Origin of the sequence: Chryseobacterium sp. SN22, assembly GCF_008329705.1 — a bacterium.
In the GTDB taxonomy this organism is placed as follows: Bacteria; Bacteroidota; Bacteroidia; order Flavobacteriales; family Weeksellaceae; genus Chryseobacterium.
Genome location: NZ_VTSX01000025.1, coordinates 57,859 through 74,572 on the forward strand (window position 1 = coordinate 57,859; position 16,714 = coordinate 74,572).

Here is a 16,714-nt window from a genome sequence, read left to right on the forward strand (position 1 = left end):
TAGATTTACTCTTTTTTCACCTTCCGTAGAAATACGCATTTATTTCCGCTCTTCTTTTTTGGTTAGAGGAAATTTGCTAATATTGCTTACCATGAAAAAATTAATCTCCCTTTTCCTCATCTTTGCTTCTATTTGTTTTGTACCGGCACAGATCATCCACGGCAGAATCCTGAATGATGCCGGAAAAACCATCAGTGGGGTGAACGTGTACATTGACGGAACGAAAATCAGGACGGTTTCACAGGAAGACGGAACTTTTTCCTTATTTCTTTCCGCCGGCACTAACGGCAGCCTGGTTTTTCAGAAAGAAAGCTATGAGACCCTGACAAGTCCTGCGGCGGCAGCCGTTGATAAAAATTTAAAAGTCATCCTGCTTAAAACCAATAACATTGAAGAAGTGGTCCTGGTTCCTTATACAGAGGAAGCTTACCGGAACTACATCGGCTATTTCCTTGAAAATTTTCTGGGCTCCGATCTGCAGAATGTAAAAATAAAAAACCAGCGGTCCCTGAAATTTGCTTATGATAAAAAGAACAGGACGCTGCAGGTAAAGTCTCCGAAAACCCTGATTATTGAAAATAAAAATCTCGGCTACGAAATAGAATATAATCTATTAGGGTTTTCCGCCGATTTTGACTCCAGGATGGTGAATTATACCGGCACCAGTGTTTTTAAGGAAACCAAGAGTACTCCTAAAGTGAAGCTTAACCGTCTGAATGCCTATGACGGAAGCATGCTCCACTTTTTAAGAAGCATCTACCGCAACACTGTCGCTGAAGATACATTTATCGTGAATCATGTGGTAAAAGTTCCTAATCCGAAATATCCGACTCAGGAAGAACTGAAAATTTTAAAAGATTTTGCCCAGGCTTCCATGATGAAAGGTAAAGAATTTATTATCCCCGAAAACATTAGGGATATTTCCCGCCGGAAAAGCAATGAAAAACCGCATGCTCTGGCCATCGTGAAAACCCAGATCCCGGATTCAGCCTATATCCAGAGGAATAGGCAGGAAGTTCTTTTGACGTTTAAGGATATGCTTCAGGTAAATTACAAGAAGTATTATTACGAACTGGACGGAAAAGAATTTGTAAAGACCAAAGTGCCCGTTGTGCTTTCTTCTTTCTTACATCCGGAAGGTGAAATTTTTGAAGTTTCAAAAGATGGGAACATTTCTAACCCGGACCTGCTGATCACGGAAGGTGATTTTACCAAAAACAAGATTGAAAACATGCTGCCTCTGGACTATCAGCCCGGGGATTAGAAACCAGCTCCCATCTTTTAACAATTTACCTTATTGCACGGCCTGCAGAACATTAATATTTCCATACCCGTAATCGGAATTCGGTGTCGGATAATAGGTGGCCGATTGTCTCATCTTATTTAACACCTGATTTCTTGTCCAGGAAGGATTTTTTGCCCAGACCAATGCTGCGATTCCTGCGGTGGAAGCCGTGGCTACAGAAGATCCGCCCACATAATCGGTCTGCCCATTATAATAGCTGAGAACCGGGATGTTGCTTCCTGAGGCTCTTTCCATCTGATAAGTAAAATCGATTTCAGATCCGGAATGGCAGACATCACATTTCTGGTTGGAAGTATTTTCTTTTACGCCGGTGACTGCCTGCGCTTCGGGCATCGACGCAGGGAAGATTACCCCCACAAAGTTCGTAAAGCTGGTAGAGGTTCCGCCCGCGCAGAAAATCAGCTTTCCTTTCGAATACGCATATTTTACACCGTCTTCTATTTTCCCTACAGAGAAAATATGCCCCATCGACATGGAAATGATTTTTACATTATTGTTATTTCCCAATTCTGTAAATGCGATTTTGACTCCATTCTGCTCATGATAGCCGTCCAGGACTACGTTGGATGCTGCCCGGTAGGTAACCAGATTGGCGTTATAGGCTACTCCCACCGGCTGTCCCAGATTGTTTCGGGGTGCCGCGGCTGCCGAAGCCATGCTGGTTCCGTGGCCGCATTTATCAGCGGAGCCGTCGTAGCCGGTACTCCATGGCCATGAGGAATCGACATAAACACCGTTTTTGCTGATGGTTCTTCCGGTAGAAAGCCCATTGTTAAAGCTGCTTCCAAGCAACGTCTGCTCAGAAGAGACCCCGCTGTCGATGATCCCGATGGTAACGCCTTTTCCTGTACTGTAGTTCCAGGCATTGACGATGTTGTGTTTTGCAAATGACCACGGCGCTTTGGCATTGGGTGAAACGGTAGTGTAATCGGAAGTGCTGAGCGCTGCAGATTCAAACCCGCAGCCTGATGAGCTGCTGCTGGATTTTGCTGCAGTCCCGAATTGCCTTTCATTTTCAAAATAGCGGTAATCGGCAGGCTCCAGGTACCGGATGTTCTTCATTTTTCTGAGTGCAATTACGGTTTCCTGCTTCTCAATAGTTACATCGATCTGGTTTAAATAAGGATCCGAAGACAGGACGATCCGGTCTGTTTTGCCTTCGTACTTTTGGATCAGCTCTAAAATTTCATTTTCGATGGCTTTGCTGTTTGCATTCAGGCTTCTGTCGAATGAAGAGCCAAAACCGATGGAAGCGATTTTATTTCCCTGATAAATCGCACTCCACACAAAATGATCGGAAGATTCATTCCACGAGAACCGTCCTTTGGTTTTGATGGTTTCATTGATTTTTTCATTAATCTGTCTGGCGGTTAGAGGATCTTTCTGTGTAATTTCAGTTTCAACAACGTTGCCCTGAAGATCGTCCCTGTTGCATCCTGTAAAAACGGAAAGGGATAAGAATAGATAAAAAACACTTTTTTTCATATTAAATATATTTGATTCGCAAGACCAATATATCACTTTAGACTGAATTACAATCTTTTAAAATTTAAATAATCTTTAATTCTGTTATGCTTTGAATAATAACAGACATCGATTAAAAGCTGGAAGAGGGGGCTGGATGCAAGAAGTTTTCTTTGTCAAAATACAACCAAAAGTTTGATGATTATATAAATCTTGTTTATTTCCTGAATTAAAGAAGGCTTCCGTTAACTGGAAGCCTTTTGTTATCTCAATATGGTTCAATATCATAAATTAGGGTGAAAGCCGACTGTTATATCATGAGGTAAAGCGGGCTTATATTTATACTGAACTTACGTTACTTTAAAACTAGTTCACAATAAATTTCCGCTCATTAATCAGCTCGGCAATGGCCAGCATATCCTTCCCGATCAAACGGTCGTCTTCAAGTTTTGCAACTCTTGAACGGAGAATCGCGAAGTTTTCCTCAACAATTTTCGAACATTCTGCCGGCCTTCTGAATTCAAGTCCCTGGGCGGCAAACATCAGTTCAACAGCCAGGATATTTACTAAATTCCCAAGTACCTGATTGAATTTTCTTCCGGAAATGCTTCCCATGGAAACATGGTCTTCCTGTCCTAAACTGGTTGGAATGGAATCTGCGGAAGCCGGGAAACAAAGGGTTTTATTTTCCGTTACCAGAGCTGCAGAAGTATATTGAGGAATCATGAAACCTGAATTCAATCCGGAGCTTTCCGTTAATAATCTTGGCAATCCGTATTTTCCTTCCAACAATAAATAGCTTCTTCGGTCTGAAATATTTCCCAGTTCGGCAGCCGCCAAGGTTGCGTAATCCAAAGGCAAAGCCATCAGCTGTCCGTGAAAATTTCCTCCTGAAATGGATTCTTCGGCACTCAGGACAATCGGGTTATCCGTTACGGAATTCAGTTCCGTTTCTGCCATCATTCTCAGATGTTCGAACGCATTACGGCTGGCTCCGTGTACCTGCGGCACACATCGCATGGAATAAGGATCCTGCACCCGGTCGCAGTATTCATGGGATTTGAGGTTATCGGAACCTTTTAAAAATTTCAGCATTCTTGCTGCCACTTTTTTACTTCCTTCGAAAGGTCTGATCTCGTGAAGCTCTTTTTTGAAAGGGCTTGCCGAACCTCTGTACGCTTCAAGGCTCATCGCTGCAGTCAGATCCGCAAGATCAAGTAAATATTCGAATTTCTCCAAACCCTTGATCGCATGCGCCAGAATAAACTGGGTCCCGTTGATCAGTCCCAAGCCTTCTTTCGGACCCAAAACCAGAGGCTCCAGATTATTTTTCTCCAAAACCTCAGCCGTTTCAAAGATTTCTGTTCCTACCCAAACCTGTCCCAGTCCTAAAAGCGGCAATACCAGGTGCGCCAGAGGCGCAAGATCACCTGAAGCGCCTACCGATCCCTGTTCCGGAACTACGGGAATGATGTCTTTTTCCAGCATCAGGATCATCCGTTCGATCACTTCAAGGGATACTCCCGAAAATCCTTTTGATAATGCATGAACTTTAGCGATCATCATGATTTTGGAAAATTCTTTATCAATCGGCTTTCCTACCCCTACGGCATGGGAAATAATCAGGTTGTACTGTAAAAGCGCCGTTTCATCGGCAGAGATTTTTGTATCGCAAAGCGGCCCGAATCCCGTATTGATGCCGTATACACAACGATCGGATTCTACAATCTGCTGTACATTTTTATGGGATCTTAAAATCTGCTCTCTGGCAGCTTTGTTTAATTTAGCTTTATTTGGAGTTTTGCAGATCTCCAGGACATCATGGAAACCGAAAACGTCAACACCGTATATCATTTTCAAAATTTTGTCCTAAAATTAAGCATTTAGCCAGTATTGGGAAAACTTATTTTCAAACATCATATTTTCTGAAAAGCAATTGATTAATTCACTACTTTTACCGCCGAAATATAAAAAATCAATACCCTATGAAACTTAAATTTTTACTGTTATGCCTATCCATTGCGGGCACCGTTTCTTTTGCACAGAAAGTAAAATATTCAAAAGAAGAGGTTAAAAAAATGGAACAATACCTGTTCAACGAAGGCTTCAATACGCCCTCTACCAGAAAGACATCTACCGTTATCCTAAAGGACGGATCCACCCATAAAGGATTCTGCAGCAAAACCGACACGAAAAAAGGCCAGATCTTTGAAGTAACCCTGAAAGACAGCCTTACAAAGAAAAACGAAGTTTTCGATGCCGAGCAGATCGCGGAAATGTATATCTACCCAAGCAACGCCGAAAAGATCATGAAGGTAGGAAAATATATGGGGAACATCCGGAATTACAGCACAAAAAAGCTGACGAAAACCACCAATGATGACAGGATCTATTTTATCAACCAGACCGTTTCCCTGAAGAACAAAAAAGATGATAAGGAATTCCTGATGCAGGTGATCAATCCCGGATTTGATGATATCATTTCGGTTTATCATGATCCGCGGGCCAAAGAAACTGCCGGCGTATCGTTTGGGTACGGTCCTCAGCTTGGCGGCGGGGTAATCAAATCTTATTATGTAAAGAAAGGAAACAAAGTGATGTGGCTTCATAAAGATGATTTTGAAGACAATTACGATTTCCTGTTCGGGGATAATGCCGAATTCATGAAAAAGTACCCGAAAAATTCAGTGGAATGGGATTATTTCAGCTTCCTGATTCATGAATATACGGATATGGGCAACGGGTAAACATCAATTTTAACATAATATTTTGCAGCCATAGGATTTCTATGGCTTTTTTCTTGCTCTTTATTTCCGTAATTTTGTTAATATGAATCCTTCTTTAGAATTACAGCTCAAAACTTTACCATCCGAACCCGGTGTTTATCGTTATTATGATAAAAACAATCAGCTTTTGTATGTGGGAAAGGCTAAAAATCTGAAGAAAAGGGTTCTTTCGTATTTCAATAAGAATCTCCCGGGATACCGGATCAAAATCATGGTCGGAAAAATCAACCGGCTGGAAACCACAATCGTCAACAGCGAATATGATGCCCTGCTCCTGGAAAATAATCTGATCAAGGAGCATCAGCCTTTTTATAATGTGATGCTGAAGGATGATAAAACGTATCCGTGGATCTGTATCAAGAATGAAGACTTCCCCCGGATTTTCCTCACCCGTACAAAGATCAGAGACGGATCAGAGTATTACGGACCTTATGCCAGGGTACGTCCGGCTAAAATCCTGCTGGATACCATCAAGCATATTTACAAACTCAGAACCTGCAACCTTAATCTGGCCCCTGCCAAAATTGAGGAGGGAAAGTATAAAGTCTGTCTGGAATATCACATCAAGAACTGCGAAGGGCCCTGCGAAGGACTCGAAAGTAAGCAGGACTATGACGAAAAAATAGATGCGATCCGTGGGATGATCAAAGGGGATTTCCGGAAAGCCAAAGAATACCTGATGAACCAGATGATGAGGTACGCAACGAATCTTCAGTTTGAAAATGCCCAGATTATCAAAGAAAGACTGGATGCCCTGGAAGATTACCAGGCGAAGAATACGGTTGTGAATCCGAGTATTGACGACGTGGACGTCTTCGGAATGACGAGTGACGAAACGGCGGCGTATGTGAATTTCTTTAAGATCAGGAACGGAAATATCATCCAGAGTTTTACTACGGAAATTAAAAAAATCCTTGAGGAGAGCGATGAGGAGATCATGGAAGAAGCAATGATCGAAATCCGGCAAAAATTCGATTCAAATTCAAAAGAGATCCTTCTGCCTTTTCATCTATCTGTAGAAATCCCGAACGTGAAACTTATTGTCCCGAAAGTAGGTGATAAAAAACGGATCGTCGAGCTTTCCGAAAAAAATGCAAAAGAATACCGTCTGGAAAAACTGAAGCAGGTACAGATTATAGATCCGGAACGGCATACCAACCGGATTATGGCAGAAATGCAGAAGCTGCTGAGAATGCCGGTAGAACCCCGCCATATCGAAGGTTTCGACAACTCGAATATTCAGGGGACAAATCCGGTTTCGGCCTGTGTCGTTTTCAAGGATGGCAAGCCCAGTAAAGCGGATTACAGGATTTTCCACCCAAAAACTGTGGAAGGGCCCAATGACTTCGCGACCATGGAAGAAGTGATCTACCGCCGGTACAAGAGGCTGCTGGACGAAGGTGAAAGCCTGCCGCAGCTGATCCTGATCGACGGAGGTAAAGGACAGCTGTCTTCTGCCGTGAAAAGCCTGCGCCTCCTGGGACTGTACGGAAAAATTACGATCGTCGGTATTGCGAAAAGACTGGAAGAGATTTTCTTCCCGGAAGATCCCATCCCATTATACCTAGACAAGAAATCCGAAACGCTGAAGATTCTGCAACGGGTAAGGGATGAAGCCCACCGTTTCGGGGTAAAGCACCACCGGACAAGAAGAAAAAATTCTACAATAAAATCCGAACTTGAGGGCATTCCCGGAGTTGGTGAAAGAACCATTGAACTGCTGCTGTCCAAACTGAAATCCGTAAAACGGATTAAGGAATCAAATCTGGAGACATTGGAAGAAATCCTCGGGAAAAGCAAAGCTAAAGTTGTTTACGATTTCTTTAATCAACAGTATTAAATTGAACATAATTAGCAAATATTAAATTATTTATAAAAAATAAAAATCATAATATTTGTTAATTTAAATATTTTTTATAAATTAGTTAAAGCTAGACACAGCTTAACAACTTCTAAACATTTAAATTTACAAAAATTAAGTCCTCAATTGCTTGAGGACTTTTTAGTATAATAAATCAGATTTTTTATTTTTTCGAAAATATTTCTTTCGAATAATTGCCGTTAGCCTGTGGCATTTCGATCACGATATTCCCATTCTCATAATATCCTAATGTGGATTCACCGTTTTGAAGCTTCACTCTGAAAACATCATTTTTAGTGGTTGTTTTAAAAGTCGCAAAAGGTGAAGAACTGTTGTTCCCGACCAGGATAAACTGGGAAGCATCGATCTGGATTTTCTGAAGATCCATTTTTCCGTTACTGAATTTTACAGCGGAGTGATTTTGTGTTACTTCAACCAGTTGGGCAGTAACCGCTACCTCCTGAACACCGGAATGAGGCTCAGCAACCCGATTGATGGGGCTGGCAGGAGAAATGGAAACAAAAGTCTGCTTCAGGGCATCCTGATAACCTTCCTTGTACTCTTTAATATTTGAAGATCCTTTTGCCGAAGAAATCACTTTATCGTTGCAGTCTTTAAACTGAAGCAATACTTTATTCCGCAGGAAACCGCTGTCGTTCACGACATCTGCTGTTAAAACATTACACGGATTGCTTTGGATTTCAGCAGGCCACTGCAGTTTATCCGCAGAAATTACCGTATAGTTCTTACTTTTTAAAACTTTAGTCAGCATTTCTGTCAATCCGTAATCTTCTTTTTTAAAGGTCGAAAATGTTGCAGGAATAGCGATGTATTTATAATCCTGAACTTTTTGCCCGAAAGCAAGTGCCGAACAAGCCGTTACTATGAGAAGTGAAATCTTTTTCATACTTAAAATTTTAATCATTTCTAAATTGTCCGATATCCAGTTTCAGCGAGAAGAAATTGGAGTAGAAATTGGATCCTCCGATCCCTGAGTTGGTGATGGCATAATCCAGTGTAAGACCTCTGTAACGGATCCCGATCCCCGCACTCGGCTGGAAAGACACTTTTCTTCTGAGATCCTCAATATCGGTGATGGACTGGAACCTGTTGACCCCTAATCTCACAAAAATCATTTTCTGGTAACCTAATTCCGCTCCGGCGTAAGGGGTCAAACTCGCAAAATCTGTGGAAACCAAAGCCGCCGTTTTCGCGAAATCCACATTGATCCCGGCTTCCGGCAATACATACATGCTGCTGTTGATTTCGAACATTTTACTGGCCCCTACATTCAGCTTAGGCATGGTAAGTTCCATTTTGTCTTTCGGTGCCGGGTTGAATTCTTCCCCGTTTACCACGGTGGAAAGTTCTTTCTGGTTCACACTCCAGAAATTCACCGTGGTGGTAGCATCTCTCAGCATCCCTCCCAGCTTCCAGCCGTTGTCCAGTTTATAGATTGCTCCGATGTCAAAACCGAAACCATATCCGTTCGCAAATTTCCCGACGTTCCGGTAAACGATTTTCGCATTGATCCCGACATCCAGTCTGGTATTTCCTGCCGGATTAAAAGCATATGAAAGGATCGCTGCATAATCGGATTGTGAAAACTTGGTGATTTTATCGTAATCGATATTGCCTTCGGTATCAATGAGCTGGGTAGTATTCAAGATATTATCTACCCCAAGCCTTACTACGGAAACTCCGAAAACCCCTGTTTCCAGCACCTTGGCATAAGCCAGGTAATCGTATTTGGCAATAGATTCAAAATATTCGGCGTGCATCGCGGCCCCCTGCCAGTCTCTTTCCACACCCATCAGACCCGCCGGGTTCCACATCGGTGAATAGACGTCATCCTGGTTGGAGATCACGGCACCTCCCATGGCAAGACCCCGGGCTCCGACTCCGATATTTAAAAATTCATTGGAATATTTCCTGATGATCTGGGATTGCGACATCCCGAAAACCAGGGCGAACACAAATAAAAGATATTTTTTCATCATATTAATTGATGCTTAATTTAAAGTTTTTTGTTTCTTAGCTTTTATCAATCCGTTGACAATGATTGCCAGTATCATAACTCCTGAAGCGATGTAAAAAACCGGACTCATGTGTTCTGATTCTCCAAAGATAAAAAAAGCTAGTATAATTCCGTAGACCGGTTCTAAATTAACTGTTAAAATTAACGTAAACGGCGAAATGTACTTCATGAGGTTTACCGATTCCAGCATCGGGAAAGCCGTGAAAACACTTGCCAGTAAGCCTATTAACGCAAGATCACGGTAACTTATTTCATTGATCTCGAAGATCTGTCCGCTAAATAGGTAAAAGAGCATCAAAATGAACCATCCTGAGAATATTTCATAAAAAATAATGTTTCCGGAGCTGGTCTTTCCAAACATTTTCCCATTGAAAACAGAAAATACCGTCCCGAAGACGGCACAAAGAACACCATAGAAGATTCCCTCCTTGTATTGGAATTCCGTCTTAAATATCATTAAAATACAGGCAACGATCACCACCCCCATTATTACTTCAGAAATATCAATTTTTCTCTTAAAAATAACAGGTTCCATAATGGACGCAAATAAAGTCGATAATGAAAGACAGCTCAACGCAATCGAAACATTGGATATTTTAATCGAGTGAAAGAAACAGTACCAGTGCAGAGCCATAGATAATCCGATGGCCGCCAGCTGGAAAAATACTTTCTTTGAAACCTTAATGCTGTCTTTCCTGAAAACACGGATGTAAACGAAAAGACAGATCGCCGCAAAAAGCATCCTGTAAAAAACCAGGATTTCCGCATTCGCATGAATCAGTTTTCCCAAGATTGCCGTAAATCCCCATAAAAACACAATCAAATGCAACCTGAAAAGAGCCAATTTATGCATATCCTACCTTCTTATAATATTTTTGCAAATTTACAAATCGCTTTTACAAATAGCATAATAAATTTATATTAAAACGACAGGTTTTTTGAGAAAGTTTGAGGAGCATTATTATCAAAAGTTTGAAATATAAGTACAAAAATTTTTAATGTTACCGATGCTAGGAATAGTTTATATACCAGCCACAAATTTTTGATTGCAAAGGCTGAACTATGTTCGTAAACTTTCAGTTTATGTTTAGCAAATAATAACTATGCATACTATTAAAACTTTATGCTCCTTTTAATGGTATATGGCTATTGACAGATCAACTGATGTAATAAATCATGTCAGATTAACCTGATAATCTTTAAAAACCCGTCAGGTTAATCTGTTAATGGATTTTGGATATAAACTAAAAATAGCTCCGGACAGCCTGAATATTATAATCATAAAAAAACCCTGAAAATTTATTCAACTTTCAGGGCCTTCAAATAATAAACTATTAAAAAAATAAACTAGGAACTAGAGAAGGGTGAGATATCACTCTCACTTTCTCTATGGTAAAGTTAGCAAATAACGAACCATAAAAAATATATTTTTTGTTAAATATTTCATAAATTTCTGAAAACCAATTTATTAAACAATTGTTTACATCAATTTTCATTCCATTCAAAAAATAGTATCTTTAAAGGGAAAAAATAGAAATTTTTATGGACATCGAATTCAATAAGAGAGAAGATCAGAACAGATTAAAATTATCCGATATCAATCGCCTGCTTTCCGAAATAAAAAAAGGAGGCGGTGAAAAGAGGCTTCAGAAGCTCCGTGACGAAGGTAAAATGACGGCCAGGGAAAGAATAGAGTATCTTCTCGATAAAAATTCGGATTCCATAGAGATCGGTGCTTTTGCCGGCTATGAAATGTATGAGGAACACGGTGGCTGCCCGAGCGGTGGTGTTGTGGTAGTGATGGGTTATGTTTCCGGAAGACAATGTATCATCGTAGCCAATGATGCTTCGGTAAAAGCCGGAGCATGGTTCCCGATTACGGGCAAAAAAAACCTGCGGGCCCAGGAAATTGCTATGGAAAACAGGCTTCCGATTATTTATCTCGTAGATTCCGCAGGCGTTTATCTGCCGATGCAGGATGAAATTTTCCCGGATAAGGAAATGTTCGGAAGGATTTTCAGGAACAATGCTAAAATGAGTGCCGCAGGAATTATTCAGATTTCTGCCGTTATGGGCAGCTGTGTAGCCGGTGGTGCTTACCTTCCGATTATGAGCGACGAAGCCATGATCGTTGAAGGAACAGGCTCGATCTTTTTAGCGGGAAGCTATCTCGTGAAAGCGGCGATTGGAGAAAGTATTGATAATGAAACCTTGGGCGGGGCAACTACTCACTGTTCGATTTCCGGCGTTACCGATTATAAAGCCAAAGATGATAAAGATGCTTTAAACAGGATCCGGACCATCATGAGATCAACCGGAAGTACGGAAAAAGCAGGTTTCGACAGAATAGAAAGTATCCAACCGAAAGAAAAGCCGGAAAATATTTTCGGAATCATGCCGGTTTCCAGAGCGGAACAATATGATACGTATGAAATCATCAAATGTCTGGTAGACAATTCGGAATATGATGAGTACAAACCGGATTACGGTAAAAGCATCATCTGTGCTACCGCAAGGATCGACGGCTGGTCCGTAGGAATTGTGGCCAACCAGAGAAAGCTGGTGAAAAGCGGAAAAGGCGAAATGCAGTTCGGAGGGGTCATCTATTCCGATTCGGCAGATAAGGCGACCCGTTTTATTGCCAACTGCAACCAGAGAAAAATTCCGCTGGTCTTCCTACAGGATGTCACCGGGTTTATGGTGGGTTCAAAATCCGAGCACGGAGGCATCATTAAAGACGGAGCAAAAATGGTGAATGCCGTTTCCAATTCGGTGGTTCCGAAATTTACGATCATTACCGGAAATTCCTACGGAGCCGGAAATTACGCCATGTGCGGAAAAGCATACGACCCCAGGCTGATCGTAGCTTGGCCATGGGCAGACCTGGCAGTAATGGGCGGTGCCCAGGCAGCCAAAGTACTGGCTCAGATCCAGGAATCGACGCTGAAAAAACAGGGTAAAGAAATTACGGAAGAAGAACATAATGAAATTCTGGATACCATTTCTAAAAAATACCAGAAACAGACCGAATCTACCTATGCCGCAGCAAGGCTCTGGACGGATGCCATTATCAATCCCGTAGACACCAGAAAATGGATTTCTATGGGCATTGAAGCGGCCAACCATTCTCCGATTACTGAGAAATTCAACTTGGGAGTCATTCAGGTTTGATCATAAATTCATAAAATCAAAATAAGCCCTGCTGTTTCAATTTGAAAAGCAGGGTTTGTTTAGTCATATAATGCAATTACTTACCATATTCCTCCTGACAAAACTCTGCGGGTCCGCCAAGTTTCATACAACACTGATAATAGCTTAAGCAAATTCCATTAGGCCATCCTGGAGGGTAGCACATTCTGAACTGCAGTTCTTCAAGACATGCAGGTCCCGCACTTCCTTTTACTGATTTTAAACGCTCTCTAGAAATCTTTACCAGATTTTTCATACTTATTTAGTTTTAATTTTTCCTACTCTATTAAAGCTTTTCGGATTACGCTTTTTCAAAAGTAATAAATTTTCAACATCTGGTGAATTTTAAAACAGACTTTATACTATTTTAAGATCTTTATTTATACAGCCCGTAATAACTCTCCAACATATTCCTTTGGACAAGCCTTTATGAAACCGCATTGATTCGGCAAAAATTAAAATAACTATTTCACAATCAAATCGGTTATTTTTTATTTACACTTCTTTTGAAATGTTGATGGAATTTGTGATTTCTAAATATGCACTTTGAAAAATATTGTCGCTAGTAGGTCCCATTTTAATTTATTTAATGATGAAAAAATTTTGAAACAATATAAATTTCAATGCTAAAAAAAAGCTTAGATTCTTTTCAATCTAAGCTTTTTAATTTTTATTTATTTAAAATTAAGAAAAGAAAACACCGGTTCTGAACCTTTCTTTATTCAGTTTTTTATTAACCGCCAGCCCCCAAAGGATAAATTCTTTTAAGAAAAGAATATCTTCCGGCTTTGTATCGGGCTGATACTTTTCGATGATCTTATCCAGCGGACTGATCCGGTTTAAATTTTTTGCGTATATTTCATCTGAAGATTCATCGGTGATTTCCAGGAAGCCGTCGTCTTCCAAGAACCAATCGGTAATCTGGCTGAACGGTCCGTCAATAGTCTTCTTCTCGAGTTTTTCGATTTTAGGGAAATAGGTCATGAATAAGGTTTTTACGGCATTGTCCAACAGCATCTGCGCCACCGCTTCTGCACCCTCCTGCTCTCCTTCATACACCAGTTCCACTTTTCCGGTAATGGCCGGAATAACGCCTACAAAATCACTTAGCCGCACGGATGTCGTTTCTTGTCCGGTTAATAAAGCCCTGCGCTCTGCAGTACTCAAGAGGTTTTCGAAAGCCGTGATGCTCATCCGGGCACTTACCCCACTCTTGGCATCTACATATTCGCTTTCGCGCGCTTCAAAACCAATCTGCTCCAGAAGGTCTTTCGCGAGATCCGGAACATATATTCCGTTATGCTGACGGCTGTCCAGACTGGATTCATAGCGGGTAATTTCCTTGGCAATATGAATATTTTCAGGATAGTGCGTTAAGATCTGTGATCCGATCCGGTCTTTCAACGGCGTTACAATACTTCCTCTGTTGGTATAATCTTCCGGATTAGCCGTAAATACAAACTGAATATCCAGCGGCATTCTTACCTTAAACCCACGGATCTGCACATCTCCTTCCTGAAGGATATTAAACAATGAAACCTGGATTCTTGCCTGAAGGTCGGGTAATTCATTAATAACAAAAATGCATCGGTTGGCACGCGGAATCATCCCGAAATGGATCACACGATCGTCAGCATAAGAAAGTTTAAGATTCGCCGCTTTAATCGGGTCGACATCCCCAATGAGATCGGCTACCGTAACATCCGGCGTGGCCAGTTTTTCAAAAAACCGTTCGTCACGGTGCAGCCATTCGATCGGCGTCTGGTCTCCTTCTGCTTCAATCAGTGCTTTTGCATGCCGGGAAATCGGGTTCAGAGGATCATCATTGATTTCACTTCCCTGTACAAACGGAATCCATTCATCCAGTAATGAGGTCATCATTCTGGCCAGTCGTGTTTTGGCTTGTCCCCGTAATCCTAATAGGTTAATATTATGACGGCTGAGAATGGCTTGTTCCAATTGAGGGATTACCGTATTCTCATAGCCGAAAATCCCTTCAAATACCGACTCTTTATTTTTTATTTTACTTCTTAAATTATCCCTCAGTTCGTTTTTAATGCTTTTGGTTTGATATCCTGATGCTTTTAGCGAACCTAAGGTCTTTATATCTGGCTTTGCAGTCATTGTATATAATATGTGATTGATAATAGTTGATTGATATTGGTATACTTCAATAATAAATAGTTAACGTATTTTTTTCTTACGGTTGGCTTCATAATCTTCAAAAATCATTTGGCCAAGCCCATTAAGCCCTGTATAAAAGGCTTTTCCTTGATTGGCTTCTGTAAATTCACTTACAAAATGCTGAAGATAAGGATCCTGGGCAATCATAAATGTGGTGACCGGGATATGCAGCCTGCGGGCCTGTGCCGCCATGTTATAGCACTTCTGCACCACATACTCATCCAGACCGTAAGAATTCATATAATAGGTACCGTCCGGCTCACGTACACAGCTGGGCTTTCCGTCGGTGATCATGAAGATCTGTTTATTGGTATTTCTTTTCCTTCTTAGGATATCCATCGCTAACTGAAGTCCGGCTACGGTATTGGTATGATAAGGACCGACCTGCAAATAAGGCAGTTCTTTGATTTTTACCGGCCAGGCATCGTCACCGAAAACAATAATATCCAGCGTATCTTTAGGATAGCGGGTAGTAATAAGCTCGGCTAAAGCCATGGCTACTTTCTTGGCAGGGGTGATACGGTCTTCTCCATACAGAATCATGCTGTGGCTGATGTCGATCATCAGAACCGTACTCATCTGTGACTGATGAACGCTGTCTTCCACAACCAGATCGTTTTCCGTCAGATGAAAATCCCCCATCCCGTTATTGATCTGTGCATTTTTCAAACTTTCGGTTATAGAAATTTTCTCTACAGCATCTCCGAAGTTGTAATTTCTGAATTCTCCGGTCGTGTCTTCACCGGCGCCGCTTTTTTTCGTTCTATGATTTCCGGTCCCGCTCTTCGCCAGATTTCCGAAAATCTGATTCAGGGCCTGTTTACGGATATTCTGTTCCATCTTTGAACTGAGCTTTACCCCGGTTCCGGCGCCGTTAGGATCAACTTCTTCACGAATGTAGCCTTTCTTTTTAAGGTCTTCTATAAAATCGTCAATGGTATATTCCGGGGTCGTCACCTGATACTCTTCATCCAGCATCCGGAGCCAGTCAATCGCTTCATCAAAATCTCCTGAAGTATGGGTCAACAGGTCAGTAAAGATTTCCAACAGCCTGTCAAACACCGATGATTCCGGCGCCTTGTACGTTTCAAACCTGAAACCTTTTACAATATGCTCTTTCATATTCTAAAGTTACGATATAAATCCAGGAATATATAAGAGATTTCGTCTATTTTCGTGTTTAAGATTAAGAATAACTAGTATGGGATCCCTGATTTTTCCAGGAGCTTTCTCCCGCTTTCTGCTGTATCTTTTTTTGCCTTGCTATCCCGCTTCAAAAAAAGGATGCCGCGGCAATCGGGGTTAGGCTTTTGCCGGAATTTAAATGTTAGACAGTTACAGGGGATTTATGAGTGCAGATTGATAATGAGTGATGAATAGTAAAATAGTAAGTAGTAAATAAAATTAAAACTTACTGACTTATTCTTAAAACCCCGGAATATTAACAATAAGCTATAGTTAGGAAATAGGGTATATAAGTATAATTTGTATTTAAAAAGATTAGACTGTAAAGACTGAAAAGGAAATAGGCTGATCATTTGCAGTCCGCCCCTGCGGAGCTTATTAAGTCGGTGTGTTTAATTACGGCTATTGACAGGGGGCTTTTAAAGAGCCTTGGGTGTCTTTTAAAACAGGCGGTTCATCCCTGAAGCGGTACCAGGCATGATCAATAGGGTTCACGGCATCCGGGACCGCGCCGGCCTTATCTTAAACATTGAATATTGAACCTTGAAGTATGGACATAAAAAAACCTCACACATTACTGTATGAGGTTTAAAATAAAAACTGGCGGCGACCTACTCTCCCGCTATTCGCAGTACCATCGGCGCTGGTGGGCTTAACTTCTGTGTTCGGAATGGGAACAGGTGAGCCCCACCGCTAAAACC

General features: G+C 41.3%; 12 protein-coding genes and 1 rRNA gene. 4 read left to right on the forward strand and 9 right to left on the reverse strand.

Annotation, left to right across the window (positions count from 1 at the left end; translation table 11 throughout):
* Positions 1-91 precede the first annotated feature (91 nt).
* Positions 92-1,264 carry a carboxypeptidase-like regulatory domain-containing protein gene (locus FY557_RS16310; RefSeq protein ID WP_149248308.1) on the forward strand — a complete coding sequence of 391 codons (1,173 nt, stop codon included), beginning with the start codon at positions 92-94 and terminating at the stop codon, positions 1,262-1,264.
* 30 nt (positions 1,265-1,294) lie between these two features.
* On the opposite strand, the gene FY557_RS16315 is transcribed toward FY557_RS16310, so the two are convergent.
* A complete protein-coding gene (locus FY557_RS16315; RefSeq protein ID WP_149248309.1) occupies positions 1,295-2,791 on the reverse strand; it encodes a S8 family peptidase in 1,497 nt (498 codons plus the stop codon).
* Positions 2,792-3,136: 345 nt separating this feature from the next.
* The gene (gene hutH, locus FY557_RS16320) at positions 3,137-4,624 is read right to left on the reverse strand and encodes a histidine ammonia-lyase (RefSeq protein WP_149248310.1); all 1,488 of its coding nucleotides are present in this window, start codon (positions 4,622-4,624) and stop codon (positions 3,137-3,139) included.
* A gap of 131 nt (positions 4,625-4,755) precedes the next feature.
* On the opposite strand from hutH, the gene FY557_RS16325 reads away from it, so the two are divergent.
* Both FY557_RS16325 and uvrC read left to right on the forward strand, forming a co-directional pair.
* A complete protein-coding gene (locus FY557_RS16325) occupies positions 4,756-5,517 on the forward strand; it encodes a hypothetical protein (protein WP_149248311.1) in 762 nt (253 codons plus the stop codon).
* Positions 5,518-5,599: 82 nt separating this feature from the next.
* Positions 5,600-7,396, forward strand: a complete 1,797-nt coding sequence (uvrC, locus tag FY557_RS16330) for an excinuclease ABC subunit UvrC (RefSeq protein WP_149248312.1) — start codon at positions 5,600-5,602, stop codon at positions 7,394-7,396.
* 184 nt (positions 7,397-7,580) lie between these two features.
* Here the strand turns inward: uvrC and FY557_RS16335 are convergent, their stop codons facing one another.
* Genes FY557_RS16335 through FY557_RS16345 form a run of 3 tightly spaced genes read right to left on the reverse strand, consistent with a single transcriptional unit; the run spans position 7,581 to position 10,308 of the window.
* Positions 7,581-8,324: a hypothetical protein gene (locus tag FY557_RS16335; RefSeq protein ID WP_149248313.1), complete on the reverse strand. Its 744-nt coding sequence runs from the start codon at positions 8,322-8,324 to the stop codon at positions 7,581-7,583.
* Positions 8,325-8,334: 10 nt separating this feature from the next.
* On the reverse strand, positions 8,335-9,417 hold the full coding sequence (locus tag FY557_RS16340; RefSeq protein WP_149248314.1) for a PorV/PorQ family protein: 1,083 nt from the start codon (positions 9,415-9,417) through the stop codon (positions 8,335-8,337).
* Positions 9,418-9,429: 12 nt separating this feature from the next.
* Positions 9,430-10,308, reverse strand: coding sequence for a DMT family transporter (locus tag FY557_RS16345; RefSeq protein ID WP_149248315.1), 879 nt, complete (start codon positions 10,306-10,308; stop codon positions 9,430-9,432).
* 689 nt (positions 10,309-10,997) lie between these two features.
* On the opposite strand from FY557_RS16345, the gene FY557_RS16350 reads away from it, so the two are divergent.
* Entirely contained in the window at positions 10,998-12,626 is a 1,629-nt protein-coding gene (locus tag FY557_RS16350; RefSeq protein WP_149248316.1) for an acyl-CoA carboxylase subunit beta, read from the forward strand.
* A 76-nt stretch (positions 12,627-12,702) separates the two neighbouring features.
* Here the strand turns inward: FY557_RS16350 and FY557_RS20645 are convergent, their stop codons facing one another.
* The 4 genes from FY557_RS20645 to rrf all read right to left on the reverse strand — a co-directional run.
* The gene (locus FY557_RS20645; RefSeq protein WP_410496069.1) at positions 12,703-12,900 is read right to left on the reverse strand and encodes a bacteriocin-like protein; all 198 of its coding nucleotides are present in this window, start codon (positions 12,898-12,900) and stop codon (positions 12,703-12,705) included.
* A 428-nt stretch (positions 12,901-13,328) separates the two neighbouring features.
* On the reverse strand, positions 13,329-14,768 hold the full coding sequence (locus tag FY557_RS16355) for an AAA family ATPase (protein WP_149248317.1): 1,440 nt from the start codon (positions 14,766-14,768) through the stop codon (positions 13,329-13,331).
* Positions 14,769-14,828: 60 nt separating this feature from the next.
* Positions 14,829-15,950 carry a vWA domain-containing protein gene (locus FY557_RS16360; protein ID WP_149248318.1) on the reverse strand — a complete coding sequence of 374 codons (1,122 nt, stop codon included), beginning with the start codon at positions 15,948-15,950 and terminating at the stop codon, positions 14,829-14,831.
* A 661-nt stretch (positions 15,951-16,611) separates the two neighbouring features.
* Positions 16,612-16,714 (reverse strand): 5S ribosomal RNA (gene rrf, locus FY557_RS16365); the annotation flags it as partial.